The following is a 24,861-nucleotide window of genomic DNA, read 5'->3' on the forward strand; positions in this document are numbered from 1 at the left end:
GTCGAGAACTGGCGCGAACGGCCTGCCTGTCTCAGTGATGGTGACCTTCCGGCTCGACCATCTTGAACGGCAGCACCTGCTCGCGACCTTTCGCGGCCAGGATCAACCTCGCCTGGAACTCATGCGGCTCGGCAGGGGCGACGGTGCTCTCAAGCCGATGATGGTTGTCAGCGGCGGGCTCGAGGCGAAGCGTCTCTGGCCCTTCGGGTCGGTCGATGATCACCGTCGCTGTCAGATCGTCAGCGTGGCGATCGATGGTCAGCCGCATCCGCTCGCCAGCCGGTGTATCGACGATTTCCAATGTCCCTGCAGCCAGATCGCAGGCGACCTTGAACGGCTCCGGTGCATGATGATGAGCATGAGAGGTTTCCCCCCGCTTGGCGGTCGAACCGGCTGAGCTTTCGAGGCGGACATTCGCCTGCGCCAACGCCGGCAAGTGGGCGAACAGTTCCTCCTTAAGGGCTTCGCTGACGCCCAGTACGTCTTTGGCCGTCGCCGCATCCGGAACACTGATGGCGACGTCGGCATGTAGGCGATGGCCGATCCAGCGCGCCTGCACACTTCCAACGCGCTCGATGCCGGACACATGTTCGGCGGCATGATGGATTTCGTCGATGATGCCGGGCTCCACACCATCGAGCATGCGCGTCAACACGGCTTTCGACGACTGCCAGACGATGGCGAAGATCGCCGCGGTGATCAGCAGTCCGATGATCGGATCGGCAAGCGGAAAGCCCAGCCACACGCCGATAGCGCCAAGGACGACTGCCAGGCTGGTGAAGCCGTCGGTGCGGGCATGGTAGCCGTCCGCGATCAGCGCCGCGCTGTTGATCTCTCGGCCGACGCGGATGCGAAATACGGCGACCGCTTCATTGCCGATGAAGCCTATGAGGCCGGCGATGGCGACCCAGCCAAGAAATGCGATGGGACGCGGATTGATCAGCCTGTCGATCGCCTCATAGCCTGCGACGATGGCGCTGAAAAGAATGATGAGAACGATGACGATCCCGGCCAGATCCTCGACGCGGCCCAGGCCGTAGGTGAACGCCTTGCTCGGTTTGCGGCGGACCAGCATGAAGGCGATCCACAGCGGGACGGCGGTGACCGCGTCGCCGACATTGTGGATCGTGTCGGCCAGCAGCGCCACGCTGCCGGAGAGGAACACGACCACAAGCTGGAGCGCTGCCGTGACGGCCAGAACGACGAATGACCATTTGATTGCCCAGATGCCGCGCGTCGTCGTGGCGATCGTCGGATCGATGACGCCGTGGGTGTGGCCATGGCCGCCATCACCATCACCATGATCATGTCCATGGCCGCCGAAGCCCTGCGTCATCGGACCGAAGCCGAACCAGTCGCGTATCTTATCCATTATGGTGTTCTCTCACAGGTACTTGGTGATATCCTTGAACTCGTCGATCGAGCGGCGCTGCTCGCGCGCCAGCGGCCCGACGACGTCTTCAAGGCAATGGTTGAGATGATCCTGGATCAGGGTCTTCTTGGCTTGCGCGATGGCCCTCTCGACAGCATGGAGCTGCTGGGCAAGATCGAGGCAGGGCCGGCCCGCTTCGATCATTTCGATGACGCCCTTCAGATGTCCGCCAGCCCGCTTCAGGCGCTTGACGATATCGGGATGGGTTTCGTGGGTATGAGGCTGCTCGCTCATCTCTTGATACTATCCTCTTGGAGGGGATACAACAAGCCTCAAAGAGGCCTCGATTCCGGTGCAGTCAACAACCATTCGTTAGGATTTTGGAGAATAATCGCCGTTCATGCCGAATCGGATCCACAGCACAGTTTTTTGTCTGGTCATCGCTTTAGCGATGATGTTCGGCGTGCTGCGTCCTTTCGGCTATTCGACCTCACACGATCCGATCGCGATTGCCACCGCGGTTGAACGTCACGGCGGAGCCGCCGCGCAGATCGAAGATCATGACCACGCACACGATGACGGCGTTGCCGACGAGCAGAGCGCTGGCCATTTTCACGGGCACAATGCGGCCGACCACTCGCACGAGACGGCGAGCACGCCAGCCGACTTCGCACCGACCGTTCCACAGGTCGAACGGGGCTGGCTGAATTACCCGCCGACTTTCATCGATCCGGGCACGACATTCCGGCTCGAGCGACCGCCGAGACCATTCCTCGCCGCATGATCGCGGCCGCTCGCGCGGCCACCCTCAACGACGAAGATTGGAAATTTTATGCAAGGACCCTTCGACCGGGGCCACTGGCGACCCGCCCTGCCCCTGCTTATCGCTCTGCTGACCCTGCCGCTGCTCGCCGGGGCAGCCTTTGCCCATGCCGTCGCCGCTGGCGACAAGGGCTACATCCAGGAAATCTCGGGCATCAACGTGCTGCCCTTCATCTATCTCGGCGCCAAGCACATGGTGACCGGATACGACCACATCCTGTTCCTGTTCGGGGTGATCTTCTTCCTCTACCGGATGAAGCATATCGGCATCTATGTCAGCCTGTTTGCGCTCGGCCACTCGACGACCATGCTGCTCGGCGTCTATTTCAACGTCGGCATCAACAGCTACATCATCGACGCCATCATCGGCCTGTCCGTGGTCTACAAGGCGCTCGACAATATGGGCGCTTTCCAGAGATGGCTCGGCTTCCAGCCGAACACCAAGGTCGCGACGCTGGTCTTCGGCTTCTTCCACGGTTTCGGCCTGTCGACGAAGATCATCGAATACAACATCTCGCCTGACGGCCTTGTGCCGAACTTGCTGGCCTTCAATGTCGGTGTCGAGATCGGCCAACTCATGGCCCTCGGCGCCATCCTGATCGTGATGGGCTACTGGCGCCGGACACGAAGCTTCTGGCGCCACGCCTATACCGCAAACGTCATCATGATGACGGCTGGTTTCCTGCTGATCGGATATCAGCTCACCGGCCTGTTTGTCGCAGCATAAGGAACCGAAATCATGTACAACACCGACCTTCCCAGCCGCGCCGATTTGCCGACGTCAGCGCAGCTCAAGCGCTCCACCTTCATTGCCGCGCTGACGGCGTTCGCCTTGCTCATCACGGTCGTCATGCCGTCCGAGTATGCGATCGACCCGACCGGAGCAGGCAGATTGCTCGGCCTCACCAGAATGGGCGAAATCAAGACACAGCTGGCAGCCGAGGCGGCAGCCGACGAAATGGCCAGCGCGAAGGCACCAACCGAGCGGATGACGCAAATGGTCCCTCCGGCCGAGTTGATGGCGCGCATGGACCGAATTGAAAACCTCCTCGTCGCCCTGACCGCCGAACGGCCTGCTTTGCAGCCGTCGCCAACTGGGGAGGCCGTTGCCCAAGACAATGTGACAGTTGGAGAGATCGCTCCTGCCGAGGCTCCGGCCATTGCTACAACGCCTGCCACCGAAGCAACCTCGGAAGCCCCGATCCAGCCAGATGGAAGGCAAGACGAGCTATCCTTCACGTTGGCGCCAGGCCAGGGTGCCGAAGTCAAGCTCGTCATGCGGCAGGGCGCCAAGGCAAACTTTTCCTGGACAGCTGACGGTGGCGTGGTGAACTTCGAGACGCACGGCGATGGCGGCGGTCAGTCCGTCAGCTATGAAAAGGGTCGCAGCGTTCCAGCTGACGAAGGTGCCATTGAAGCCGCCTTCGATGGAAATCACGGTTGGTTCTGGCGCAACCGCGGTGGCAGCGACGTGACCTTGACGATCCAGACTGAAGGCGACTACATCGACATCAAGCGTATGATCTAGCGCATACAGGGTCGCCCGGCGCCACTTCGAGCGTCGGGCGTCACCTATCCGTCTGTTCCACCGACGAGCGCAGATGCACGTCGAAGCTTTGCGCCGCGACGAAGACACGGCTGACCTTCAGGTAAACGGGTCTTGATCCACCGCTCGATCTGGTTCACGGCATTTCAGCCCGACGTGATCTGCCAAACGGCTACGCCGGCAAGCGCCAAGCCGGCAGCGCCCTCAATGGCTCGGGAAATGGCATCGAACAGGCGTGGCCGGCTATCGAAAAAATGCACCAGACGTTCACGAAACAGGATTGACAGCACCGCAACGCAAGACAGCGTCAGCGCCACGCCGGCCATCATGGTGATTGCGAAAAGAATGCCGGCGACCGGAACGCCTCTGGATATCGCAAAGGTCATCACGAAAAGCGTCAGCGGGCATGGGATCAGGCCGGCCATGACGCCGACGGCCTCGCCCTCATGCTTGTGGTGATGGCCGTGGCTCAATGCGCGCCAGAGCATCCAAATGCCGATCAGGCCAAGCAGGCCCCGACTGACGTCTTCCAGCAGCGGGGCGCGGCCAACACTGCCCAGGGCAATCGATACCAACGGCAACGAGAGCGCCGCGATCAGCACGGCAATCGTTACATGCGTGAAGGAGAGTGTCAGCGACACCAGAAGCCCACGCCGGACGCTGGCGTCCGATCCTGCCAGATAGGTGGCCAGGACAGCCTTGCTATGGCCCGGCGTCAGCGCATGCGCCGCACCGAACAGAATGCCCATGGGCAGAAACGCCGTGAACGCCAGCCAACCGCCGCCGGCCGCAAGCAGTTTGATCTGCTCGGCCAGCGCCAGGTAAATCGTGCGTTGGAACTCGACCAGCGTCTGGAACATGGCCATCGAACCGGCTCCGGTCAGCCGCACGTCAATTCGAGGCGAGTCGCGAAAATCTTGCCGAGATCGGTCCCTGTCGGATCACTGAAGAACGCGTCTGTCAGGCTCTTCTGGTTCTGCGCGATGGCCGTGTCCGGATCTGGACGGACGACGGAACGTGAGCAGCCTTGCGGCAGACCGGCCACCGCAAGCTTGTCGTCGTCGGTAAAATCGATTGCCGTGTAGAAGGTCGGATCGTAGACACCGATACTGACTTTTCCAGCAAGGGCCAACGGGTCCTTCGGCTGCGTTTCGAACTGGACGACGAGTTGATCGTTTTCATAGCTGACGCTGAACTTCGGCGGTGGCGCCATCGTCACGTCCTTGCCGTTCAAGGTCACCATCTGAAAGTAGTTGTACTCGGCCAACGACGCATGGACGGTGAGAGCGACTTCATCGAGTTCCTTCGCATCAAGGACAAGGTCGGAATTCTTGTCGAATTCCATCAGCACAGTGCTGGAAAAGAGGTCGTCGAAACGCCAGAGATGCCGAAGCGACTTGACCGTCCTGTCTGGACCGACGGTCAGGTCCAGCTTCGCTTCGGCAAAGACATGCGGATGGGCGTTCGCTGCCGCGGTGGAAGCGAGCAATAGCGCCGCGCCGGATACCATGCCTGTCAGTTGCATTTTTCGCTCACATTTCGCTCGTCGATTCCGCATCAGGCAGGACACCTGCCATTGCAAGCAGGCCGAAATGGGACGGGCCAAAGCCCATACCAACCTTGATCGATCAGGGCTGTGTTGCTTCATCTAAGGAGGCAGCTACCCAAGGTCGCCCTTCAGCCAATGTTTGAGCATGATCACCGCGATACCAGCAAGGATTGCCAGCACTATCATCCAGATGATCTTTTGCCGATCGCTCAATTTCCTGCTCCTGATCGATTCAGAGCATTCCTATCGCGAGTTCCTTGCAAACGCAAAAAGCCCCGCGTCCCGTGCAGATAACACCAGCCGATCCGCCCTAGTCGTCGGCGATCGAGCTTGCAATGACCGTGTTCGATGTGATCCGGACCTCGGGAACGTCAAATAGACAAGTGCTTGCGATTGCCGACTGTCAATATGTAGAGTTTGGAAACTTGCATTCCGTTTCTGTCCCCGCCGATTGTTTCGGCATCCGTCCGGGCGAAGAAACGCTCCTCGAATGCCCGCGCGGTCGACATCGAATAGCTTTATGGAGCAAGTTTGCACGGACTTGCCATTCAAGTGGCTTTTGTCACCGCGATCATGGTTTTGGCCGGGAGGTCGTCACCGGTCGCCTCCCAGCCCTGGAAGGCGCCTACGTCACCGACGGGGGCAAGTGCTGCGTCGCCGGACAACGGAGTCCATCCGCGTCTCTTGGCCGCAGGACGGTTCGTTCGAAGTCAGGTCCATGGGCAAGACAAATACCGTGAAAAGCTTCCAACGCCAGATCGACATTTATCGGCACGCACCAGCGGCGATCTCAGGCATATAGCAGCGAGCGCCGGGATAAAGAGGGGCTTCGACATCAGCACACCGCAGGGTCAAAAAATGGACCCTCTGGCACGTTAGTCAAGAGTGCCATTTGGCGGGCCCAGCGGCTGCGACGAGATCGACCTCCATCCGACTGTCGGCGGCTGCGCCGTCGCGCCGTAGTATCATTCGCCAGTTATTCTCCGACGCGGTCCGCATTGAAGACCCGCGGTAGCCGTCGAACTTGTGTGTCCATTCCCTCGGCCCTCGGGAGGCTTCTCCACCAGGGTGGGGATCAAAGGAGCGATGAACGCTGGCCGGCTGGTGCTGGCAGTTACTCGTTTACGCATGGAATCGTGTCTAGGTCGCAGGCATATATCCGCGCTCCACACGTCCCGACGTTGGTTGAGATCGGCAGCCAGACCGGCCAGCCACTCTGTGCGCCAGGCGGATAGAGGTGAGTGTCGATCGCGAATTGCAGAAACGTTGCCAGCCAATAATTGCAAAGTCAGCGCGTCACGCGTACGGATCCATAAGCCCCAGCGCGCTTACATCCATAAGCACCCCAAACCCGATGATCTGCTCCAGCGCAACGTTGCGAGACAATGTGCCCAAGCTTTTGGCCGGTTCGGACTTCATGCGGCTGACCAGGGCGTATCGATTGTAGACCGCCAAACCGACCATCGCGACGAATAGGCTGATCTTGAACAGGAGAATTCGACCGTAGCTGTTGCGCGGATCGGGGAACGAGCCAAGCATTAGCCAAGTGGTCATAGCGCCCGTAAAAAAAATGAGCGCAACCGCCACCATACCAAAGCGGGAGAAGCGCCACAGGACGGTCTCCACGCTTGCGACTTCGGATGGATGCCGCCGCGCTGCCGCGATTAGCAGGCCGAGGGGCAGGAGGCCACCTATCCACGCCCCGGCACTTGCAACATGGAGAGCTTGAGTCAGTGAGGCTTGGGGGCCCAACGCCGCCGCGTGGCCCTGCCAACCCTCACAGGTCAGTAGCAAGAAAGCCGGCCCGACGATCAATTCGGGCCGCCCCGAGAAGCTGATCACCGGGAGCAGGAGAACGAGCGAAAGGCGAACAAACCAAACAGTTCCGAAGTCGCTTTCCATGAGAACGCTGCGCAAGGTGTCAACCATACCCTCGCGTCCGGAGAGCCCGGCCGTAAAGCACAGCAGCCAAATTGCCGCGAAGATTGCGGCCGCAAGTGCGAGGGCAGGATTGATGTTACGGGGTAGAGGCGCAAGCGCGGGAGCCGCGGTTTTGTCTAGCGCATAGAAAGGGAAGAGTGCCGACCCGAATAGAATCATCACTGAGAGGAAGTAGACCCACCGGGCGAAGGCCAGAGTGCCATCAACGTCCATTTCTACGGTCTGACTTCAAATTTGAAATTGCCCTTCACCTTGTGCCCGTCTGCTGACAGCACGTGCCAATCAACTTGATAAACACCCGGCGCAAGGGACCTTGATACAGGTGCCACCATGTCCTTATCGCGCACCGCGATCTCCGTGGTGATCTTCGCACCATCCGGCCCCGACAGATCGATGCCCGAGAATCGAGCCTCAATGGGTTCGCTAAAGCGCAGTCGAATCTCAGTGGGCGGAGCGGCAATGGTGCTATTGATCTCTGGAGTAGCCTCGACCAATCGAGCATGCGCAAGCGCCTGGCCGGATAATGGCACGCTCCACAGCGCAACTGTGGCGATCATTCGGATAGTTCGGTTCAACGCGAACTCCTCCCGCGATGACGGTCATCAAAGACTATGCACTTTCTGACGAATATACGAATATTTGGTGTTGCAGGGCCGCCACCGTTCGAGCTGTCACGAAATTTTCCATTTGCCGGAAAAGTGATGGGAGATCAGGCCAACACGCTACCGACCGCCGAGACTCTCGATTGAAGGTCACGGACGCCGCAAGCGTTTGTAATTATCAGGACAAGCGCGGGCGAAACAAGCGTTTGCGCCCGCGTGACTCCATTTCAGCTATTTAACCGGGATCATGAGATGTGCGTATGGAGTGCCCGGCCACATCACATAGGGCTTGGATGTGTCAGGCTTGGGGTCCGTCGGATAGCCCTGCATCATGTCCATTGCGTTGACGATCATCACATGCGGGCCGGTCTCTATCCAATTGTTGCCTTCCTCGGGCTTCGTCGCATAGGGATCGGTGTTGCTGCCATCGGTACCGCCGGACAGCATGTACATGAAGCCGACCTTGCCCTTGGGCGGTTCCTTCTTTTCCATCCATGCCATCGCCCATTCCATCGCGTTGGCATCGCCGCACATTGGGTCCGGGCCGGGCGTGGACGGGCTGTCTGGCATGCACCAGAAGCCGTTCTTGCCCTCGCGCAGGGTGCGCATGGCGCCCTTTTCATCCGCGGCGTAGACCGCAGCGCCGCTTGCCACGGCAGGGGGTGCAGCAGATTCAGCGCTCTTGATCATCGCAGCGTCGTCGGCGGCTGCGCCTTGCATCGTAACCAAACTGCCTGCCGCCAAAAGGGCAGCGACCGTCAGAAGCCGTTTCATGGCCGTTCTCCGGTTGAGTTGATCTTGTGCATGATGTCCGACGCACGGCTTTCCGAAGCCGTTTGTCGGTGATCAAACACTAGCAGATTACATGCCTCCGGACAATTTACGTTTTAGCGCTGTCTAATGTCTTTGCAGGGGGCGTGCTATTAAACGGGGGCCTTCAAATCGGTCACGAAACTCCTGAGGGTTCACTAACCAAGATGGTGCTGTTCAGCGAGTGGCCAAATTTGCGCGGTTTCCCAGCAACCTTGCTTGCGTCGTCAAATCGCCACCTGCCCAACCCTAGATTAGCCCGCGCATCGTCAGTTCAGCCTTCAGATAGGCATAATAGATCGGCGCGGCGACAAGACCTGGCATACCAAACCACGCTTCCATAAAAACCATCGCCAGAAGTAGCTCCCAGGCACGCGCATTGATCCGCGAACCGATGATCTTGGCGTTTACAAAGTATTCGAGCTTGTGAATGACGATGAGAAAGGCAAGCGAGCCGAGTGCTGCAAGGAAGGAGATGCTGAGGCTGACAACGACGATCACCGTGTTGGAGATCAGATTGCCGATGACCGGCAGAAGGCCGGCGACGAAAGTCAGCGCTATCATTGTCCTGATGAATGGCAGATCGATGCCGAAGGACGGCAGAACAGCGACGAGATAGACCGCCGTCAGAAACGTATTCAACGCCGAAATCCGGATTTGCGAGAACACGATGTTGCGAAAGGCCTTGCTCAGAATGTTGACACGATCTGCCAGCGCGACCGCCAGTGGGCCAGGCTCGCGCGATGGCGCCGCCGAGCTCACCGCGATCAAGCCGCCGATCACCATGCCGACGATAATGTGGACCACAAGGACGCCGACATCCCGCCCGACGAGTTGAAGCTGGCCGGCATGTTCGCGGAGCCACCGGGCCGCGAAGACTTCCAGTTCCTCGATGTTTGATGGAAAATAGGCCATCGCCCAGGTCGGGAGATGGACGCGCGCGGTATCGATGATCTCGGCCATCTTCTTGAGGAGCGTCACGACGTTCTCCGAACCGCCAGTCAATTGCGACATGCCGCTAAAGATAGCGGCGGCTATCAGGAGCGTGAAAATCAAAGCCACCAAGGTCAGCGCAAGGCTTTTCGTCAGGCTGTTGGAAACGCCGATTCGATGGAGCATCGGTGCGGCGAAATGAACGAGATTGAATACGAGAAGGCCCGAAAGCAGTGCCGGAAGCAGCCCGAGTTCGAGAACGGCGACGAGCGCAATGAGCGCGAGCAGACACGACGCGAGATAGAACCGTGAGAAAGTCAGCACTTTTCACCTGCAGAAGCAGCCAAGTCCTCTCCGGGTTTCATTAGCTTTGATACCCGGTGATGCGCAAGCGAACACGCGTTCAACACGTGTGTAAGGCTAACCGCCTCGGAGGTCCGATGCTTGCGCGCCAGGTCGCCCGCTTTTGCCTCGCCTCATGCTCACGCAGGACCGCGATGATCAGCTCTTCCGCAAACCGCTTTCTTTTCATCAGTCCGCCCTTCAATCGAGCCGGACTCTAATCTCAGATGGAGGAAATTGCCGGTGGCAGGTCAGCGCTCGAGAATGTTCATGCCGGTTGGCAAGAATGATCCTCTTGGTGGTGAACGCCGAAGTTCATTCCGCCGCGAAGACCATCAGATCCTCGAACGGGAACTCGACATGGTATTGGCCGGACGGAAGGGCATCCCGGGAATAGGTCCGGATGGTCAGGTCATTGCTTTCGAAAATGACTTCATGCCGATCGCCAAGGAAAAGGCTCTCGACGCAGGTCATGGCGATACGTCCAGGGCCGTCCTCCCCGGACCACGTCACCCGCTCAAGCCGGACGAGTGCGGTGACTTTGGCGCCGACGGTCAGCTCCTGCTGGGCGCTGCCCACAAGATGGATGCCGTTGGCGACAATTTCCGCACGGTTGCCGTTGATGGCGGTGACCACGCCGTCAAGGCGATTGCTGGCACCCATGAACTCTGCTGCAAACAGGCTCTTCGGCTTGTTGTAGATTTGCTTGGGTGTTCCGTCCTGTTCGATCTGGCCGCCGTTGAGCAGCAGGATGCGGTCGGCGAGCGCCATCGCTTCCACCTGATCATGGGTGACGCACAGCGCCGATAGCCCGAGATTGGTGATGAGGCGGCGCAGCCAGATCCGCGCTTCTTCGCGTAGCTTGGCGTCCAGATTTGAGAGCGGCTCATCGAGCAGAATCACATTCGGCTCGTAGACCAGCGCACGGGCCAACGCCACGCGCTGCTGCTGTCCGCCGGAGAGCTGATGCGGATAGCGCTCGCCCAGTTTGCCGAGGCCGATGCTGTCCAAAGCCTTCTGGACGCGGCTCGCAACATCTGCCTGGGATACTTTGCGCAGCTTCAGGGGATAACCCACATTCTCGGACACCGTCCGATGCGGCCACAGCGCATAGGACTGGAATACCAGCCCGAGACCGCGCGTTTCCGGCGCCAGATTGATGTTCTGCCCGGCATCGAAAAGCGGCTTGTCACCGAGCAGTATCTTGCCGCTGTTGGGTGTCTCCAGACCGGCGACCGCTCGCAAGAGCGTCGTCTTGCCGGACCCGGACGCGCCGAGCAAGGCGACGATCTGACCCGGTTCGACCGAGAAGGACACACCTTTCAGGATTTCAAGGTTGCCGTAACTGAGGCGCAGGCCGTCTATGATGATGTCAGTCATTGAGGCGGACTCCAAAGCGCATCGCGAGGGCAAGACCGGTCACGATGATGACGGTGTTGATGACGGCGAGAGCCGAGACCAGATCGATCGCGCCGGTGCCCCAAAGGGAAACCATGAGCGAGCCGATCACTTCGGTTCCCGGTCCGAGCAGATAGACGCCCGTCGAATATTCACGGGCGAAGATCAGGAAGATCAACAGCCAGGCCGAGAACATGCCGCCGCGGATGAGCGGCAGCGTGATGTCCCTGGCAACCTGGCCCTCGCTGGCGCCAACTGACCGGCCGGCTTCCTCGAGCTCCTTGCCGATCTGCAGGAGCGTTCCGGAAATCAGCCGCATGCCATAGGCGAACCAGACAATGGTATAGGCGAGCCATACCGAGATCATCGTGGCGCGCAGGGGTGCGATCGGCTTGAAGAACAGAAATATCCACAGCATGGCGAGGCCAGCCACAATGCCCGGCATCGCCCGCGGTATCATGGCCACGTAGTCGACGACTTTGGTCAGGGGTGCGCTCGAGCGATGACCGGCGAGTGCCACGGCAGTATAGGCCGCGATCGAAGCCGCGCCGCCGACCACCGCGACGCCGACCGTGTTGACAATGGCGCTGACGACATTCGGATAGTCAGCGAGATCGCGATAGTGATCCAACGTCAGCACCTGGAAGATATTCACCCCGACGCCCCAGCTTGTCACCAGTGAACGAATTGCGACGCCGCCCACCGGTATGATCACGGTGGCCGCGAACCAGGCCACCACAAGCGCGAAGGCCGGCCAGCGAAGAGCGCCCAGCCGGATGGGGTTGTGCCGACTGCCCTTGCCTTTGACGGACACATAGCGGCTGGCGTTGCGCAGCATGTAGCGCTGCAGCACCACCAGCGGCAGCGCGATCATGATGATCGCCACCACCACTACGGCCATCAACTGATAGGAAGGAACACCGAGCTTGTTGGTGAGCTTGTAGAGATAGGTGGCGAGAACCAGCACGCCTTCCGGATCGCCAAGCACCAGCGGCAGGCCGAAAAGTTCGAAACCGAGGAAGAACACCAGAACCGCCGCATAGAGCACCACCGGCATCACCATGGGCAGCGACACACTGGCGGCGACGCGCCAAGGGCCAGCGCCGGCGGTGCGTGCCGCCTCTTCGAGGTCGGCGCCAACGTTGCGGAGCGCCGCCGATGCATAGAGATAGACATGTGGGACATGGGTGAGCCCGGCAATGATCGCGATCGATGTCACCGAATAGACATTCCAGGGCACGTAGCCGATCATCGACTTGACCGCCAGCGAGACGAAGCCGACTGGTCCCAGTGTCATCACATAGCCGAAGGCCAGCACCACCGCCGACATGAAAACCGGGATCAGGATGATCGGCTCCAGCCAGCGCTTGCCCGGCACGTCGGTGCGCACGATGATGAACGCCAGCAGGATTCCCACCGGAACTGCGATCACCGTCATGCCCACCGCGAGCTTGAGCGAAGTCGTCAGCGCTAGCCAGAAATCCGCGTCCGCGAGGATGAAGCTGTAGGCGTTCAGCGACAGATGCGCGGTTTTCTGGAAGAAAGGCGCGGACAGAAAACTCTGATAAATGATCAGGGTGACCGGTGCCAGCACCACCAGGATGGCGAGGAGGTTGGTGCTGACACGAAAGACACGGAAGGGCATGATCGCCTCGAACAAAGCCGGGGGCCGTCCGCTAGCAAGAGCGCAAGCGCGCCGTTCCGATGGTTCTCAATAGCAAGAAGGGTGAGAGAGCCGACTGTGGAGGCACTCCCGATCAAGCGATTACTCGCCCTTCATGGCTTTCTGCCACTCGTTGAGGAACGCCAGCCGTGTCGTCTCGTCGAGACCTTCGAGCAGCTTGTCGTCGAGCGCGATCGGGTGAACGTTTTCACCGGCGGCGGCCTTTATGGACGCCAGCGTGGTTGCCCCTTCAACGTCATCACGAACGGCATAGAGCTTGATGTCGTCGGCGATCAGCTTCTGCGCGCGCGCCGACAGCAGATAATCTACGAATAGCTTCGCAGCATTGGGATCCTTGGCTTCCGCCGGAATGACGGTGGCGCGGGTGGTCACCAGGACATAGTCCTTCGGGATTATCACACCGAGGTTCTCGTCCTTGGCCTGCTTGGCGAGGCCATATGAGCCGAAGATGCCATAGGCGATGGAATGTTCGCCAGACGTGACCTTCTCGATCATCGAGCCGGCGGAGCTGTAGAGCTTGATATGGGCCTTGCCAAAAGCCTTGTTAAGCGCCCAGGAATCGGTCCAGTTCTTGGCGTCCTGGTTGTAGAAATAGAAGCCGACACCGGATTTTTCCGGATCGTAGGACGCGATCTTGCCATCATATTCTGCGGTCTTCCCGGTCATCAGCTTGAGAAGATCGGCGTGGGTTGCGGGAACATCGCCTTCAGGCACGAGACGCTTGTTGTAGACGAAAGTCACCGGGTCGGCGGTGGTACCATAGACCATGTCCTTGTAGGACGCCCAGGCCGGAAGGTGGGCCGCCTCCACGGATTTGTATTCCTGCGCATAGCCGTCTGAGGCAAGTTTGATCTGCAGATCCGGAGCCGAAGACCATGCGACATCTGCCGTGCCTTGGCCCGAAGCGGTTTCGGCAATGACGCGATTGTAGAGTTCGGTGGAATTGAGGTCGGAATATTCGACGGCGATGCCGGGGAACGCTGCTTCGAAGTCCTTGAGCAAGGGCTGGACCAGCGCCGCATCGGTCGTTGAATAGATGCTTAGGTGTCCTTCCGCGGTGGCGGCGGCCACCAGATCCTTGTAGTCGTCCGGGTACCCGGCGGGGATCTCGGCAGCGGCGGCAAGCGTCGCGAAAGCGGCTGACAGCGAAAACGCGGCCATCATCGTCGCAAGACGATTTTTCATTAGGGTCTCCTCCAAGTTCGCCTAAATCGTACTCCTCCAGGCACAAAGGCGAGTATCATCCTGACCTGTCACCAACCTGTCACGGCGATGTCGAGGTTTGCTCAGCCGACTAGGCCCGATGGGTCGTGATCAGATTGTCGACGACAGCCGGATCGGGCACATCGACGTATTGCCGAATTTTTGAAATCTTGGGGCGGCATCCTACGCGTCACGGTCGCTGGCCCTGCGCATAGATCATGGACTTGCTCCAATCCTCGATGAAGCGGCGGCGCAACGCCTCGTCCTGTACGGCAAGTAACGCAGGGCCGATGCGTATGGCGCGCGCGATACCAGACTCCCCAAGTTTTTCCGGGCCGTCCGCTCCCTCAGGCAATTGCCCGTTCTCGGCAAAGAAGAAGGCGCTATCCCTGGCAACCTTCTGTCCCCGGGCTGACAGAAGGTAGTCGAGAAATCGTTTGGCAACGCCCATATTCGGCGCCGTCTTCGGAATGAGCGCGCCACGACTGAGTATCAGCGCATAGTCCCGCGGGACAACGACCCTCAAATCGGAATTGCCCCTGGCCGCGGCGTAGGCATATGACCCGATCATATTGTAGCCTATATATAGGCTCCCGTTTGCAACGTCCTGAAGGGTCTCCGCGGTGCAACAACGCACCACAGTTTCCGCTCGGCTCATGCTTTCCAGAAGCCGACCGTAGACCGCCGTCGTCTGCCGCGCATCACTGAACGCCAATAGGTAGCCGATGCCCGAAAGTCGGATGTCGAACGTTCCGACCCGACCGCGATAAAAATCGATCCGCCGCCTGAGAAGATCGGCGAGTTCGATGTGGGTGCGCGGTACGTCGCCGGACGGCACGAGGCGGGCGTTATAGACGAAGACGGCCGGTTCGTAGGTAAAGCCGAATACCTCGTCGCGCCAGTTTGCCCAATTGGCGACATGCGCGGTTTCGGCCGACACGTGCGGCGCCGCGCAGCCGTCATTGGCGAGCTTCACGAGTTGGTCGACCGACGGAGACAACAAGATGTCGCCCAGCACCGTGTCCGTCCGACAGGCTTCACTGGCACTCCTTTGCAAGTCGTTGGTGACATATTCAACATAGTCGACTGCCACGTTGGGGAAAACGGACTGAAAATCCCGGATCAGTGGTTCCATAGCCGCCAGATCGGTCGCGGCGTGGATCGACAGTCGGTCCTTCTCCGGCTGAGACGAAGGGAAAAATGCGCTGCTTCCTTCAGCAGCTCTTGCCGCGTGACCGATGCATAAGACGACCGCAGCCATCAAACCGAATGTCGGCAATGTTCCCGTTATCATCCGGTCTTCTCCGTGGCGATGGGCAACGTCAAGGTGACGGTGAACCCTTGCGTGCCCTTCCCGCCATCCTTGCTTGTCTCGCGAAAGGTCAGCGCGCCACCGTGAGCCGCCGCAACCTCCGACGCGATGGCGAAACCAAGACCTGCGCTGCCGTCATGAGATTTGGACGTTTCGAAGCGCTGCGTGACCCGCTCCCACTCGCCCGGCGGAATGCCCGGTCCGTCATCTTCGACCTCGAGACGGGCACGCGTACCGTCGCTGCGTACTCTGACCTCAAGGCGCGACACCGCTCCATGGCGCAAGGCATTGTCGATGATATTGACGATCGCTTCGCGAAGGCTGACGGCGTCCGCAAGCACGACCGGCTCGTCGTCAGGCGCCTCGAAGGAGACGATGATGTCCGGATCGATAGTTATCGGAACCGCCGCACGGAAAGCGCGCCGTGCGACATCTGCCAGACCGTGTGGCTGAAGCTGCACGGAATCGGCACGATGGATGACCATGGCGTGGCTGAGCAACTGGTTCGTCAGGCGCGCAAGTTCGCTGGCGCGCTGCTGTACGCGATCGAGATGCTGGCGGCTCGACTTGTCCAGCTTGGCTTGACTCAACAGATCGAGCTGCGCCGTTAGCGCTGTCAGCGGCGTTCTGATCTGGTGCGCCGCGTCGGCGATGAAGCGCTGCAGGAGTTTCACGCGCTCGTCGAGCCGACTCATGAAATAATTGATGGAAGTAACGAAGGGCCGCAATTCTCTCGGTACGACGACCGTTACCGGCGTCAGGTCTTGTGGATCGCGACGGCGGAGCGTCGCTCCGAGATGCTTGACCGGTTGCAGAGAATAGCGAATAGCAATCATCGCTCCAGCTAAAGCCAATATGCTCATGATTGCCAGGAGGACGGTCGCCCTGAGAGTCAATTCACCCGCGAGCGCGCGGCGGGCTTCCGTGGTCTGCCCAACGATGACATGCGCCCAACCCGATACGGCTGGATCGGACAGTGCGCGCGCCACCACCGCAATCCGAACCGGTTCGCCGCGATAATGCGCCGATTCCAATACCGGGACATCGTGTATTGCGGCCAGATCAACTTCTGTTTGCAGATCGGCATAACCTGTCAGCGTCGCGCCGGAAGGGCCGATCACGCGATAGAAGATGCGATCGCGGCTGGCGAGGCCCAGGAGTTCAAAAGCTGATACCGGCAGGTTGATGATGAGCGAACCGGATTCAACCGTAAGGCTGTCTGCCATCTGGATGGCCGCACCAAGCAGAAGCCGGTCATAGGCGCCATCGGCGGCGGTACGTGCGTAGTACGACGCCGCACTCACCAGAAGAGCCGCACCCAGGCCCAGCACCAGCGAGATGCGGACCGCCAGGCGCGTGAAAAGGGAAGGCTCAGCCGGTATCATCGGAAGCCAGCTGATATCCCACGCCCCGCACGGTAACGATCTGCGCCTTGGCGCCTTCCAGCTTCTTGCGCAGCCGCCCGACATAAAGTTCGATCGCGTTCTGATTGGCCGGCTCGTCAAACCCGAAAAGCTGATCGATAAGTTCATCTTTGCTGAAGACGCGGCCTGGCCGCGACGCCAGTATCTCAAGCAACGTCATCTCGCGTCGTTTCAATTGCACCTCGCGCCTGCCTACTCGGACTGAGCGGCTGCCGCGGTCGAGCACGACATCGCCACACTGTACGATGTTGGTCGCCTCGCCGCTTTTCCGCCGGAGCAGAACACGGGCGCGCGCTTCCAATTCCCGGAAATCGAACGGTTTGACCAGATAGTCGTCGGCGCCGAGATCAAGCGCGCCAACGCGGTCCTCTATCTCGGAACGGGCCGTCAACATCAGAACCGGGGTCGTATTCCTTGCCTGCCGGAGCCGTCGAACGATTTCGAACCCGTCGAGGCTGGGCAGCATGACGTCGAGGATGACGAGATCGTAGCAGGTGAAATCGAGGATCTCTGCGGCAGCACGGCCGTCCGTCTCCCAATCGACTGCGTGGCCGATCGTTTCGAAGCGGCGGCTGATAGCCTCGCCAACGTCGCGCGTGTCTTCGACGAGGAGAATTCGCATGCCGGAGCATTTGCACGGAAGCAGCCGCCTATCAAGCGTCAGCTCTTTGCGGAGAGGCGCTTGACATCATCTGCAGATCACGCGTTGGCTTCAGCCCTGTTACCGTCAGCAGTTCAAGCTATCCAATCATTTGAGCTTTATCGACGGGCTGCGTGATGGCGTCTGCCTTCATGTGATCTGCGCATCCACGCCAAGAACGCGGCGCGTCGGTACATGACCCGCGCTGCAAGCCACGGCTGGACCACGCACTTTGCCGCATTCAACGTATTCGACCGCACCGTGATCAGTCGCTAGTAGATGCACTACCATCGCCATCAGGGGATTATGCTTCTGGCGATCGTGATGCTGATAGCGATTGCGCAATGCCATCATTTGCGCTTCAGAGACGTATCCAATTGCGTCATTAAGAGGATATCATGCCGACAGGCGATGGCAGTTTGAGCGACATTCTTGGAATCTTGTCGGTTCTCCTACTCGTGGCCGCAAACGGCTTCTTTGTCGCCGCCGAGTTTTCCCTGGTCGCCGTGCGCCGAAGCCGAGTTGCCGAACTCGCTGCGGCTGGGCGGCTGAACGCGGCAGCGCTCCAGCGGGCCGTCGACAATCTCGATGCCAATCTGGCGGCGACCCAGCTCGGCATCACCATTTCATCGCTGGCACTCGGCTGGATCGGCGAACCTGCTCTCGCGCATCTCGTCGAGCCTCTCTTGATCGGGCTGCTCGGGTCGTTGGCGACTGCGGGGTCACACACTGTCGCCGTCGCGATCGCTTTCATCATCATCACCGCGCTTCACATCGTGCTTGGCGAGCTCGCACCAAAGAGTCTGGCGCTCCAGCGCAGCGAAGACACTGCGCTCTGGGTCGTGCGTCCGCTCGGTCTGTTCCTCTTTCTGCTCAGGCCGGCGATTCTAATGCTGAATGGTCTCGGCAACCTCGTTCTGCGACTCTGCGGCCTGCGCCCGGGAACCGGTGAGGATTCATTGCACTCGCCAGACGAGCTGAAGCTTCTGATCTCGGCCAGTCAGGAAGGCGGCCTGTTGCAGCAGGCGCAGCGGGAGATGGTCGAGCGGGTCTTCAATATCGGCGAGCGCCGCATCAGTGACATTATGACGCCTCGGCCGGATATCGACTGGATCGACGTGAATGATGACCGAACCGAGACTCTTCGTACGATCCGCGATTGCCGCCATGAGCAGCTCCTTGTTGGCAAGGGCGGTATCGATGAACTGCTCGGCATGGTTCTGAAGAAGGACATGCTCGACCAGGTTCTTGACGGGCAGGTTCTCGATCCGATGGCGATCATCCGTGAGCCGCTCGTCGTTCATGAATCAACGCCGATTTTCAAAGTGCTGGAGCAGTTCAGGAAGGCGCCCGTCCGCATAGCAATGGTCCTCGACGAGTACGGAAGTCTGGAAGGAATTGTTACCCAGACCGATTTGCTCGAAGCCATCGCCGGCGACCTGCCCAACATCGAAGGCGAAGAGCCGGATGTCGTCGAGGGTGAAGACGGCTCCCTTCTCGTGGATGGTATGATGTCGGCCCAGGACGCGTTCGATCGCCTTGGTTTTCGAGCACGGCCAACTGAAGGCGACTTCCATACGATCGCAGGATTTGCCCTGTTTCGACTAGGGCATCTGCCTGAGGTCGGGGAACATTTTGAGTATGGCGGCTGGCACTTCAAGATCGTGGACATGGATGGCCGGCGGATCGACAAACTGCTCGCACGAAGGAACTCTCCCACGGGGCGGCAAGAAACATCGGAGGTAGATGGGCTCAGAACATAGGCCAATGAATAGGCCGCCATGGCCTCGTCGAGGTCGCCGGTGCCCGCGAACCAACTGTATCCTGCGTGATCCAACCTGACTGATACTGATGCACCATCACCCGGTCCACGAAAGGCGAAAGCACCCGCACCACCCCCATGGCGTTGCGGGTCGCCTCGACAACGACCTCGTCCGTCCTGTTCAAGCTGCGGCCAAATCCCTCCAGTCCGGAGCGGGTCATGTCGACCTGTCCGTGATGGCGCAGCCGGTCATCTTCGCAGAAAACCACTTCCGCAAAGGTGCGGTGGATCGCCATTCCAATTACACGTCATTGGCGCCCTCTCTCCTTGAACAATCGGGGGCCGGCGGGCGACGCGACACCTACGGATCCGCGCTCTCGGCGCAACCGGGCAGGTCGCAGGGGCGGCCAGCTACTAACGCGAGCTCGCAGCTTATCGAATACATCGGCCTGCCCGCACTTGGCGTGCTCCCGGCGCCGCTGTCCCGGATGGTCACACATACGCTGAAAATCTCGCATCTCCAGCGGAGGATCAGATGGCACCGTCATGATCATACCGGTTACCAACCCGATCGAGCGCCTCAACGGCGAGATCAAGCGGCGCACCGAGGTCATCGGCATCTTCCCAATTGATGACGCCATCGTCCGTCTGGTTGGCGCGATCCTGCTCGAGCAGAACGATGCAGCGGGGGAGATACATTACGCTGGAAACCATCAGCCAAATGAGTGATGATCCACTCATCAGCCTGCTGTGGCGCGCTGATCATTCCCGGCCCATGCCGGAAGCTGCGGCGACCAAGCCGTCAACTACACCACTCCCTGGGACAAGATCCTGATGCGCTCACGCTTCAAGCCAAGACCGCAATCCAGATAGCGAGCCAATCATGAAATCCGAGACAGCAGCCACCGAAAGCGTTGAGCCGGCGCCTAAGGCTGTTCCATCGGGTTGGCGAGTGTTGATGACACGCGAACGTTGGACCGAAGTCGCTCGCATTATATTTACCGGCCTGATGGCCTTTCTGTACTGGCAACAGCTGATTCCCATTCAAGCTTTGTGGGGGGCGGTTGCCATCGGCTTGTATCCGCTTGTCAAGACCGGCGCCGTTGACCTCGTAAAAGAGCGCAAGATCGGTACCGAGATATTCGTCACCATCGCTACGGTGGTAGCGCTGATCGGAGGCGAGACCGTCGCCGGCGCGGTCCTCATGGTGATCATTCTGATCGCAGAGTTCATTGCCGATTTGAATATGGATCGTGCGCGAGCCTCGATCAAAGACCTGATCGGCTCGGTGCCCCAGGTGGCACTTGTGCGGGACCCAGGTGGCGAACGCATGGTCACGATCGAGAATTTGCGCGCGGGCGACGTTGTCTTGGTGCGGGCCGGCGAGAAGATCCCGGTCGACGGCACCGTCGTCGGTGGAGCGGCTTCGGTCAACGAAGCATCGATCACTGGAGAGAGCATTCCCAAGGACAAGAGCGATGGCGCCGATGTCTTTGCCGGAACCTTCGTCGAATCCGGCGCCCTCGACATCGAGACCGAGAAGGTTGGTGCCGACACCACCTTTGCCCGCATCATCAGTCTGGTCGAGAATGCCGAAGCGGAACAGGCACCCGTCCAGAAACTGGCGGATAAGGTCGCGTCATGGCTGATCCCGGTCGTGCTGATCTTCCTCGTTGCGGTTTATCTTTATACCCGCGACGTTCGGATGATCGTCACTCTGCTGATTTTCACATCGCCTGCCGAACTCGGATTGGCGACTCCTCTGGTGATTATCGCAGCCATTGCGCGAGCCGCACGCAGTGGAATTCTGGTCAAGGGGGGCGTCTATCTGGAGTCTTTGGCCAAGGTCGACGTCCTGGTGTTCGACAAGACAGGCACCCTGACGGCGAACAAGCCCGAGGTTGTCGGCGTGGAGATGCAGGACGGCACGCTTTCGGAAGCTGATCTGCTCAGCCTTGCCGCCGCCGCCGATCGGCGGTCCGCTCACCCCTTGGCGAAAGCGGTCGTCAACTATGCCGCCCGGATGAAAATCGATGTCCCGGAACCGGAGCAGTACGAGCAGTTGCAGGCGCGCGGTGTGAAGGCGACGGTCTCCGGACGCACCGTGCTGGTCGGGAATGCATCGTTGCTGCGCGAGGCCGGCGTGCCGCTTTCCGATGCGATCGAAAAGGGCGGACAGACGCCGGTTCACGTCGCGATCGATGGGAATTTCGCGGGCGTGATTCTGATTGCCGACACATTGCGACCAGGTGCGCGCGAAGCGCTGGCACGACTCCGCGCGACCGGGGTCAAGCGCATGGTGATGGTGACGGGTGACAATGAGGCCACAGCGCGGACCATCGCCAAGGAACTCGGCGTGGATGAAGTGCGTGCCAATCTGATGCCGCAGGACAAGGTCGCCGCCATCGCCGAACTGCAAAAGCAGAGCCATCGCGTGGCGATGGTCGGCGACGGGATCAACGACGCGCCGGCGCTGGCACGCGCCGATGTCGGCATTGCGATGGGCGGCGGCGGCACGCAGGCAGCGCTGGAAGCGGCCGACATTGCATTGATGAAGGATGATCTGGCAAAAATTGTCAGCGCGCGCGCAATTGCTCGACGTGCTTACCGGACAATTCAGGAAAATATCTTCGTCGGTGTCGGTGTTGTGCACGTCTTGGGCATTACCGCAGCGCTGATGGGCTGGATCGGTCCTATCCAGGCAGCGATTTTGCACTTGGGGCCAGATGTCCTGGTGTTTTTGAATTCGGCAAAACTGCTGCGCGTTCGAATCCAAGATGTTTAGCGCATCTCTTTGGAGCCTAGGGCGCTTGCAGTTCTTTGGACGACAAACGCGTCCATTCGCATTGTCCACGAAACCGGGCAACCGCAACCAGAGTACGCTTACTACTGTGGCGCTGGTGGCGGTGTGCCGCCAAACCACCCAGCCGCATACCCGATCACAAACAACACCACGATCACGGCTGCCACACCGTACCAGAGGCGGCTGTCCGTGAAATTCATCGTTACGCTCCAAATATCGCGCTGCGCCTGGCGACCCAGCGATTTCTTCGATCCTTTGGTCGGTTCCTATTCGAGACGCTGCGCGGTACCAACGGATGATCCATAGTGCCGGCACGTTCGGAAACAAGATCGTGACTGCCTCCGCAAGAACGGTTGCACGGTACAACGCGGTACGCGATGGCGTTCGTGAGATGCTTCTCGCAATGAATCCTGGCTGGCTCCGCGGGCAAAAGCGCGTCAGAGAAGCAGCCGCTGGTCCGTTGTAGGCAAGATGCGGATCATATCCGCAGTAGGATGAACCTGCCGTGCCGGCGTGTCTATCTTCTGAGGCTGACCGGTGCTGGCGGCGCGCTCAATGGCAAGCAGGGCGCGCACGTCGGCAAATCCTTCTCCACCGTCGGCTTCAGGCGGTTGTGCATTCAGGATGCAGTCGGAGAAATACGCGGTCTGTCCGGCGAAATGGTCTGTCTGCGGGAACGTCTTGTCGGTTCTGATGTCGCCATGCCGAAGCTTCATTTGCACGGCAGTCTCGAAACGGAAGCCAGGGTCGGCCGTTACGCTCCCCTTCGTTCCGGCCACGTGGTAAAAATCCGAGTTGTCCGCGCCGAAGCTGGCAATGAACTGTGCAAGCCGGCCCTCGGGGAAGCGCAACGTCACGGCAATGCTTTCCTCTACCTCCCCGACTGAGGCGCTGCCGAAACTCCTTACCGCGACTGCCTCGATCGGCTCAGTGGCAAAGATATGGCGCGCGGCATTCAGGCAGTAGACGCCGATGTCCTGCAAGGGACCGCCCCAATAGGCGGCCTTGAGGCGGTGATTGTCGGACGACGCTACGAAGGAGAAGACCGCGGCAAAGATGCGGGGATCGCCGATCTCTCCGCTGCGGATGCGCTCCAGCACCTCGACAGTGCCGGGCTCGTTGTGCAGCCGATACGCGGTCATCAGGTACGCGCCGCTCTCATTGGCGGCGGCGATCATCGCCTCGCATTCCGCCTCGGTCGTGGCCAGCGGCTTCTCAACCAGCGCGTGCTTGCCGGCTCTCAGGGCTCGGATCGCATAGTCGGCATGCATGGAGTTCGGCAATGCCACGTAAACTGCATCGGCGACGTCCGATGCAAGCATCTGGTCGTACTGCTCATAGCTGAAGACGTGTTCCACGCCGTAGAATTCGGCGAGCTTAGCGGCGTTTTTGGCCGAGCCGCTGACGATCGCCGTGATTGTCGAGTTTCCGGTCTGGGACACACCGGGCATAAAGGCTTCCTGTGTGATCCAGCCCGCGCCCACCACGGCATATCGTATCTTTCTCAATTGCTCCTCCCGAACGGGATCACTCCCGGCACTCGTCTAAAAATGGTAACGCCGTGGCCAGCGGAGCGTCTCTGAGGCCTGACGGCAGCGGTCGATTTGAGCCAGTCGCTCGATGGGTCTGTTGTCGCCTCTCAGGGGCATAGGCGGGCAAGAGTCGTCCCTCGCCCGCCGCAGAGTTGCGCCCCCGCCTACTTTCCGATGCAGGTGTCAGCGGTTTCGGGGGTGCAGACGTCGAGACCGGTGTAGGTCGGGTCGGCCGGCGCGGGCTTGCCGTCCTTGATGTCCTTCAGCGCCAGCATGGTCTTGTAGCCCATTTCGAACGGCCGCTGTCCGACCTGGCCGAGCGACAGGCCTTCCTTCATCTGGTCCATCTGCACCGGCAGCGTGTCGGCGACGACCAGAGCCAGCTCCTTCTTGGCGATCTTATCCTTGTACGGCTCGACCGCAGCGCGATTGGCATCCGGTATGAATTGCGGAAAGCCGCCTGTCGGCACGAAGGCGTCGAGGTTTGGCGTCTTCGCCATGAAGTCCTGGAACTGCTGAACCGACAGAGGGAAGTCGTCGTTGGTATAGAGAGGGCAGCCCGGTGCTTCCGTCCAGCCGTTCTGGCCGGTCAGGGCATCACCTGGCGAGGCGGCCGACTCCTTGCCGGCCAGCGTATCGCGTATACCCTTCATGCGCTCATTGTGGTTGGCCGCGGCAGCTCCGCCCGACTGGATGCAGATGGTGCCGCCTTTCGGCTTGATGGTCTGCACGATCTTGGCGAGGTTGACGCCAATTTCGTAATTGTGCGTGCCGATATAGGCGACACGCAGGTCCTTGTTCTCCGGTAGCACATCCGAGTCCCAGGTAAGCACGGGAATGCCCGCTTCCTTGGCGGCCTGAAGCGCGACGGCCATTGCCGCGGCGTTCGACGGGGCGACGGCGATGCCGTCGACCTTCTTGGCCACCAGGTCCTGCACGATCTGCACCTGCTCCTCGCCGCCGCCATGCTCGCCGGGGCCGATATACATGCATTCGATCGCGCCGTTGGATTCGGCTTCGGCCTTCTTGCAGCCGTCACGAGCCTGGTCGAAGAAAGGATTGTTCATGTTCTTCGGCACAAGAGCGAAGACGTATTTCTGCTGGGCATAGGCCTGCCCTGCCATCAGCGCGGAAAACGCCACGGCCGCCGTCAGAATGTATTTTTTCACCTGTTCCTCCACTTTGT

Annotated in this window: 22 protein-coding genes and 1 pseudogene; 6 read left to right on the forward strand and 17 right to left on the reverse strand. The window is 60.0% G+C overall.

Features of this window, described 5'->3' with window-relative positions; genetic code table 11:
• Positions 1–31: 31 nt before the first annotated feature.
• Positions 32–1,375, reverse strand: coding sequence for a cation diffusion facilitator family transporter (locus NKJ17_RS14660; protein WP_352689251.1), 1,344 nt, complete (start codon positions 1,373–1,375; stop codon positions 32–34).
• A gap of 9 nt (positions 1,376–1,384) precedes the next feature.
• Positions 1,385–1,666, reverse strand: coding sequence for a metal-sensing transcriptional repressor (locus NKJ17_RS14665; RefSeq protein ID WP_352495699.1), 282 nt, complete (start codon positions 1,664–1,666; stop codon positions 1,385–1,387).
• Positions 1,667–1,772: 106 nt separating this feature from the next.
• On the opposite strand from NKJ17_RS14665, the gene NKJ17_RS14670 reads away from it, so the two are divergent.
• The 3 genes from NKJ17_RS14670 to NKJ17_RS14680 are packed head-to-tail and all read left to right on the forward strand — an operon-like array spanning position 1,773 to position 3,722.
• Positions 1,773–2,156: a hypothetical protein gene (locus tag NKJ17_RS14670; RefSeq protein WP_352689213.1), complete on the forward strand. Its 384-nt coding sequence runs from the start codon at positions 1,773–1,775 to the stop codon at positions 2,154–2,156.
• A gap of 48 nt (positions 2,157–2,204) precedes the next feature.
• A complete protein-coding gene (locus NKJ17_RS14675) occupies positions 2,205–2,921 on the forward strand; it encodes a HupE/UreJ family protein (protein WP_352689215.1) in 717 nt (238 codons plus the stop codon).
• 12 nt (positions 2,922–2,933) lie between these two features.
• Complete coding sequence (locus NKJ17_RS14680) at positions 2,934–3,722, forward strand: hypothetical protein (protein WP_352527311.1); 789 nt, start codon at positions 2,934–2,936, stop codon at positions 3,720–3,722.
• Positions 3,723–3,886: 164 nt separating this feature from the next.
• Here NKJ17_RS14680 and NKJ17_RS14685 read toward each other — a convergent pair whose 3' ends face one another.
• The 12 genes from NKJ17_RS14685 to NKJ17_RS14740 all read right to left on the reverse strand — a co-directional run bounded on the left by NKJ17_RS14685 (position 3,887) and on the right by NKJ17_RS14740 (position 17,560).
• The gene (locus NKJ17_RS14685) at positions 3,887–4,600 is read right to left on the reverse strand and encodes a HoxN/HupN/NixA family nickel/cobalt transporter (RefSeq protein ID WP_352452073.1); all 714 of its coding nucleotides are present in this window, start codon (positions 4,598–4,600) and stop codon (positions 3,887–3,889) included.
• 20 nt (positions 4,601–4,620) lie between these two features.
• Positions 4,621–5,265 carry a DUF1007 family protein gene (locus tag NKJ17_RS14690; RefSeq protein WP_502898301.1) on the reverse strand — a complete coding sequence of 215 codons (645 nt, stop codon included), beginning with the start codon at positions 5,263–5,265 and terminating at the stop codon, positions 4,621–4,623.
• A gap of 1,320 nt (positions 5,266–6,585) precedes the next feature.
• On the reverse strand, positions 6,586–7,443 hold the full coding sequence (copD, locus tag NKJ17_RS14695; RefSeq protein WP_352689216.1) for a copper homeostasis membrane protein CopD: 858 nt from the start codon (positions 7,441–7,443) through the stop codon (positions 6,586–6,588).
• Between the two features lie 2 nt (positions 7,444–7,445).
• Positions 7,446–7,805 (reverse strand): copper homeostasis periplasmic binding protein CopC, encoded by a 360-nt coding sequence (gene copC / locus NKJ17_RS14700; RefSeq protein ID WP_352508360.1) that lies wholly within the window; start codon positions 7,803–7,805, stop codon positions 7,446–7,448.
• Positions 7,806–8,063: 258 nt separating this feature from the next.
• On the reverse strand, positions 8,064–8,606 hold the full coding sequence (locus tag NKJ17_RS14705) for a hypothetical protein (protein WP_352452020.1): 543 nt from the start codon (positions 8,604–8,606) through the stop codon (positions 8,064–8,066).
• A gap of 285 nt (positions 8,607–8,891) precedes the next feature.
• Positions 8,892–9,899 carry an AI-2E family transporter gene (locus NKJ17_RS14710; protein WP_352689217.1) on the reverse strand — a complete coding sequence of 336 codons (1,008 nt, stop codon included), beginning with the start codon at positions 9,897–9,899 and terminating at the stop codon, positions 8,892–8,894.
• A 333-nt stretch (positions 9,900–10,232) separates the two neighbouring features.
• Entirely contained in the window at positions 10,233–11,297 is a 1,065-nt protein-coding gene (locus NKJ17_RS14715; protein WP_023722103.1) for an ABC transporter ATP-binding protein, read from the reverse strand.
• Positions 11,290–12,960 (reverse strand): ABC transporter permease, encoded by a 1,671-nt coding sequence (locus tag NKJ17_RS14720; RefSeq protein ID WP_352452017.1) that lies wholly within the window; start codon positions 12,958–12,960, stop codon positions 11,290–11,292. The genes NKJ17_RS14715 and NKJ17_RS14720 overlap by 8 nt, the downstream gene beginning before the upstream one ends.
• A 120-nt stretch (positions 12,961–13,080) precedes the next feature.
• Positions 13,081–14,184 carry an ABC transporter substrate-binding protein gene (locus NKJ17_RS14725; protein WP_352689219.1) on the reverse strand — a complete coding sequence of 368 codons (1,104 nt, stop codon included), beginning with the start codon at positions 14,182–14,184 and terminating at the stop codon, positions 13,081–13,083.
• Between the two features lie 208 nt (positions 14,185–14,392).
• On the reverse strand, positions 14,393–15,496 hold the full coding sequence (locus NKJ17_RS14730; protein WP_352689220.1) for an ABC transporter substrate-binding protein: 1,104 nt from the start codon (positions 15,494–15,496) through the stop codon (positions 14,393–14,395).
• Positions 15,493–16,899 carry a sensor histidine kinase gene (locus NKJ17_RS14735; protein ID WP_352689222.1) on the reverse strand — a complete coding sequence of 469 codons (1,407 nt, stop codon included), beginning with the start codon at positions 16,897–16,899 and terminating at the stop codon, positions 15,493–15,495. Before NKJ17_RS14735 ends, NKJ17_RS14730 begins: the two co-directional genes overlap by 4 nt.
• Positions 16,886–17,560: a response regulator transcription factor gene (locus NKJ17_RS14740; protein ID WP_023722098.1), complete on the reverse strand. Its 675-nt coding sequence runs from the start codon at positions 17,558–17,560 to the stop codon at positions 16,886–16,888. The genes NKJ17_RS14735 and NKJ17_RS14740 overlap by 14 nt, the downstream gene beginning before the upstream one ends.
• Before the next feature lie 416 nt (positions 17,561–17,976).
• Between NKJ17_RS14740 and NKJ17_RS14745 the strand changes: the two genes are divergently transcribed.
• Positions 17,977–19,341 carry a hemolysin family protein gene (locus NKJ17_RS14745; RefSeq protein WP_352689223.1) on the forward strand — a complete coding sequence of 455 codons (1,365 nt, stop codon included), beginning with the start codon at positions 17,977–17,979 and terminating at the stop codon, positions 19,339–19,341.
• Here the strand turns inward: NKJ17_RS14745 and NKJ17_RS14750 are convergent.
• Positions 19,331–19,636 (reverse strand): hypothetical protein, encoded by a 306-nt coding sequence (locus NKJ17_RS14750; RefSeq protein WP_352689224.1) that lies wholly within the window; start codon positions 19,634–19,636, stop codon positions 19,331–19,333. The genes NKJ17_RS14745 and NKJ17_RS14750 overlap by 11 nt on opposite strands.
• Positions 19,637–19,901: 265 nt before the next feature.
• Here NKJ17_RS14750 and NKJ17_RS14755 point away from each other — a divergent pair.
• Together NKJ17_RS14755 and NKJ17_RS14760 are read left to right on the forward strand one after the other, a co-directional pair.
• Positions 19,902–20,175 (forward strand): annotated as a pseudogene (locus NKJ17_RS14755) (transposase); the annotation flags it as partial.
• A gap of 123 nt (positions 20,176–20,298) precedes the next feature.
• Positions 20,299–22,125: a heavy metal translocating P-type ATPase gene (locus NKJ17_RS14760; protein WP_352689225.1), complete on the forward strand. Its 1,827-nt coding sequence runs from the start codon at positions 20,299–20,301 to the stop codon at positions 22,123–22,125.
• Positions 22,126–22,580: 455 nt separating this feature from the next.
• Here NKJ17_RS14760 and NKJ17_RS14765 read toward each other — a convergent pair whose 3' ends face one another.
• Positions 22,581–23,630, reverse strand: a complete 1,050-nt coding sequence (locus NKJ17_RS14765) for a Gfo/Idh/MocA family protein (RefSeq protein ID WP_352517462.1) — start codon at positions 23,628–23,630, stop codon at positions 22,581–22,583.
• 209 nt (positions 23,631–23,839) lie between these two features.
• Entirely contained in the window at positions 23,840–24,844 is a 1,005-nt protein-coding gene (locus NKJ17_RS14770; protein WP_352517463.1) for a substrate-binding domain-containing protein, read from the reverse strand.
• Positions 24,845–24,861 lie beyond the last annotated feature (17 nt).

Source organism: Mesorhizobium sp. M0208 (assembly GCF_040322015.1).
In the GTDB taxonomy this organism is placed as follows: Bacteria; Pseudomonadota; Alphaproteobacteria; order Rhizobiales; family Rhizobiaceae; genus Mesorhizobium.

What these genes read in the sequence shown, in the direction of transcription:
- NKJ17_RS14665 (WP_352495699.1), bottom strand. Translation starts at nt 1,666, where the DNA reads ATGAGCGAGCAGCCTCATACCCACGAAACCCATCCCGATATCGTCAAG.
- NKJ17_RS14760 (WP_352689225.1), top strand. Translation starts at nt 20,299, where the DNA reads ATGACACGCGAACGTTGGACCGAAGTCGCTCGCATTATATTTACCGGC.
- NKJ17_RS14725 (WP_352689219.1), bottom strand. Translation starts at nt 14,184, where the DNA reads ATGAAAAATCGTCTTGCGACGATGATGGCCGCGTTTTCGCTGTCAGCC.
- NKJ17_RS14745 (WP_352689223.1), top strand. Translation starts at nt 17,977, where the DNA reads ATGCCGACAGGCGATGGCAGTTTGAGCGACATTCTTGGAATCTTGTCG.
- NKJ17_RS14740 (WP_023722098.1), bottom strand. Translation starts at nt 17,560, where the DNA reads ATGCGAATTCTCCTCGTCGAAGACACGCGCGACGTTGGCGAGGCTATC.
- NKJ17_RS14715 (WP_023722103.1), bottom strand. Translation starts at nt 11,297, where the DNA reads ATGACTGACATCATCATAGACGGCCTGCGCCTCAGTTACGGCAACCTT.
- NKJ17_RS14705 (WP_352452020.1), bottom strand. Translation starts at nt 8,606, where the DNA reads ATGAAACGGCTTCTGACGGTCGCTGCCCTTTTGGCGGCAGGCAGTTTG.
- NKJ17_RS14670 (WP_352689213.1), top strand. Translation starts at nt 1,773, where the DNA reads ATGCCGAATCGGATCCACAGCACAGTTTTTTGTCTGGTCATCGCTTTA.
- NKJ17_RS14680 (WP_352527311.1), top strand. Translation starts at nt 2,934, where the DNA reads ATGTACAACACCGACCTTCCCAGCCGCGCCGATTTGCCGACGTCAGCG.
- NKJ17_RS14730 (WP_352689220.1), bottom strand. Translation starts at nt 15,496, where the DNA reads ATGATAACGGGAACATTGCCGACATTCGGTTTGATGGCTGCGGTCGTC.
- NKJ17_RS14675 (WP_352689215.1), top strand. Translation starts at nt 2,205, where the DNA reads ATGCAAGGACCCTTCGACCGGGGCCACTGGCGACCCGCCCTGCCCCTG.
- NKJ17_RS14720 (WP_352452017.1), bottom strand. Translation starts at nt 12,960, where the DNA reads ATGCCCTTCCGTGTCTTTCGTGTCAGCACCAACCTCCTCGCCATCCTG.
- NKJ17_RS14735 (WP_352689222.1), bottom strand. Translation starts at nt 16,899, where the DNA reads ATGATACCGGCTGAGCCTTCCCTTTTCACGCGCCTGGCGGTCCGCATC.
- NKJ17_RS14690 (WP_502898301.1), bottom strand. Translation starts at nt 5,265, where the DNA reads ATGCAACTGACAGGCATGGTATCCGGCGCGGCGCTATTGCTCGCTTCC.
- NKJ17_RS14685 (WP_352452073.1), bottom strand. Translation starts at nt 4,600, where the DNA reads ATGTTCCAGACGCTGGTCGAGTTCCAACGCACGATTTACCTGGCGCTG.
- NKJ17_RS14750 (WP_352689224.1), bottom strand. Translation starts at nt 19,636, where the DNA reads ATGGCGATCCACCGCACCTTTGCGGAAGTGGTTTTCTGCGAAGATGAC.
- copD (WP_352689216.1), bottom strand. Translation starts at nt 7,443, where the DNA reads ATGGACGTTGATGGCACTCTGGCCTTCGCCCGGTGGGTCTACTTCCTC.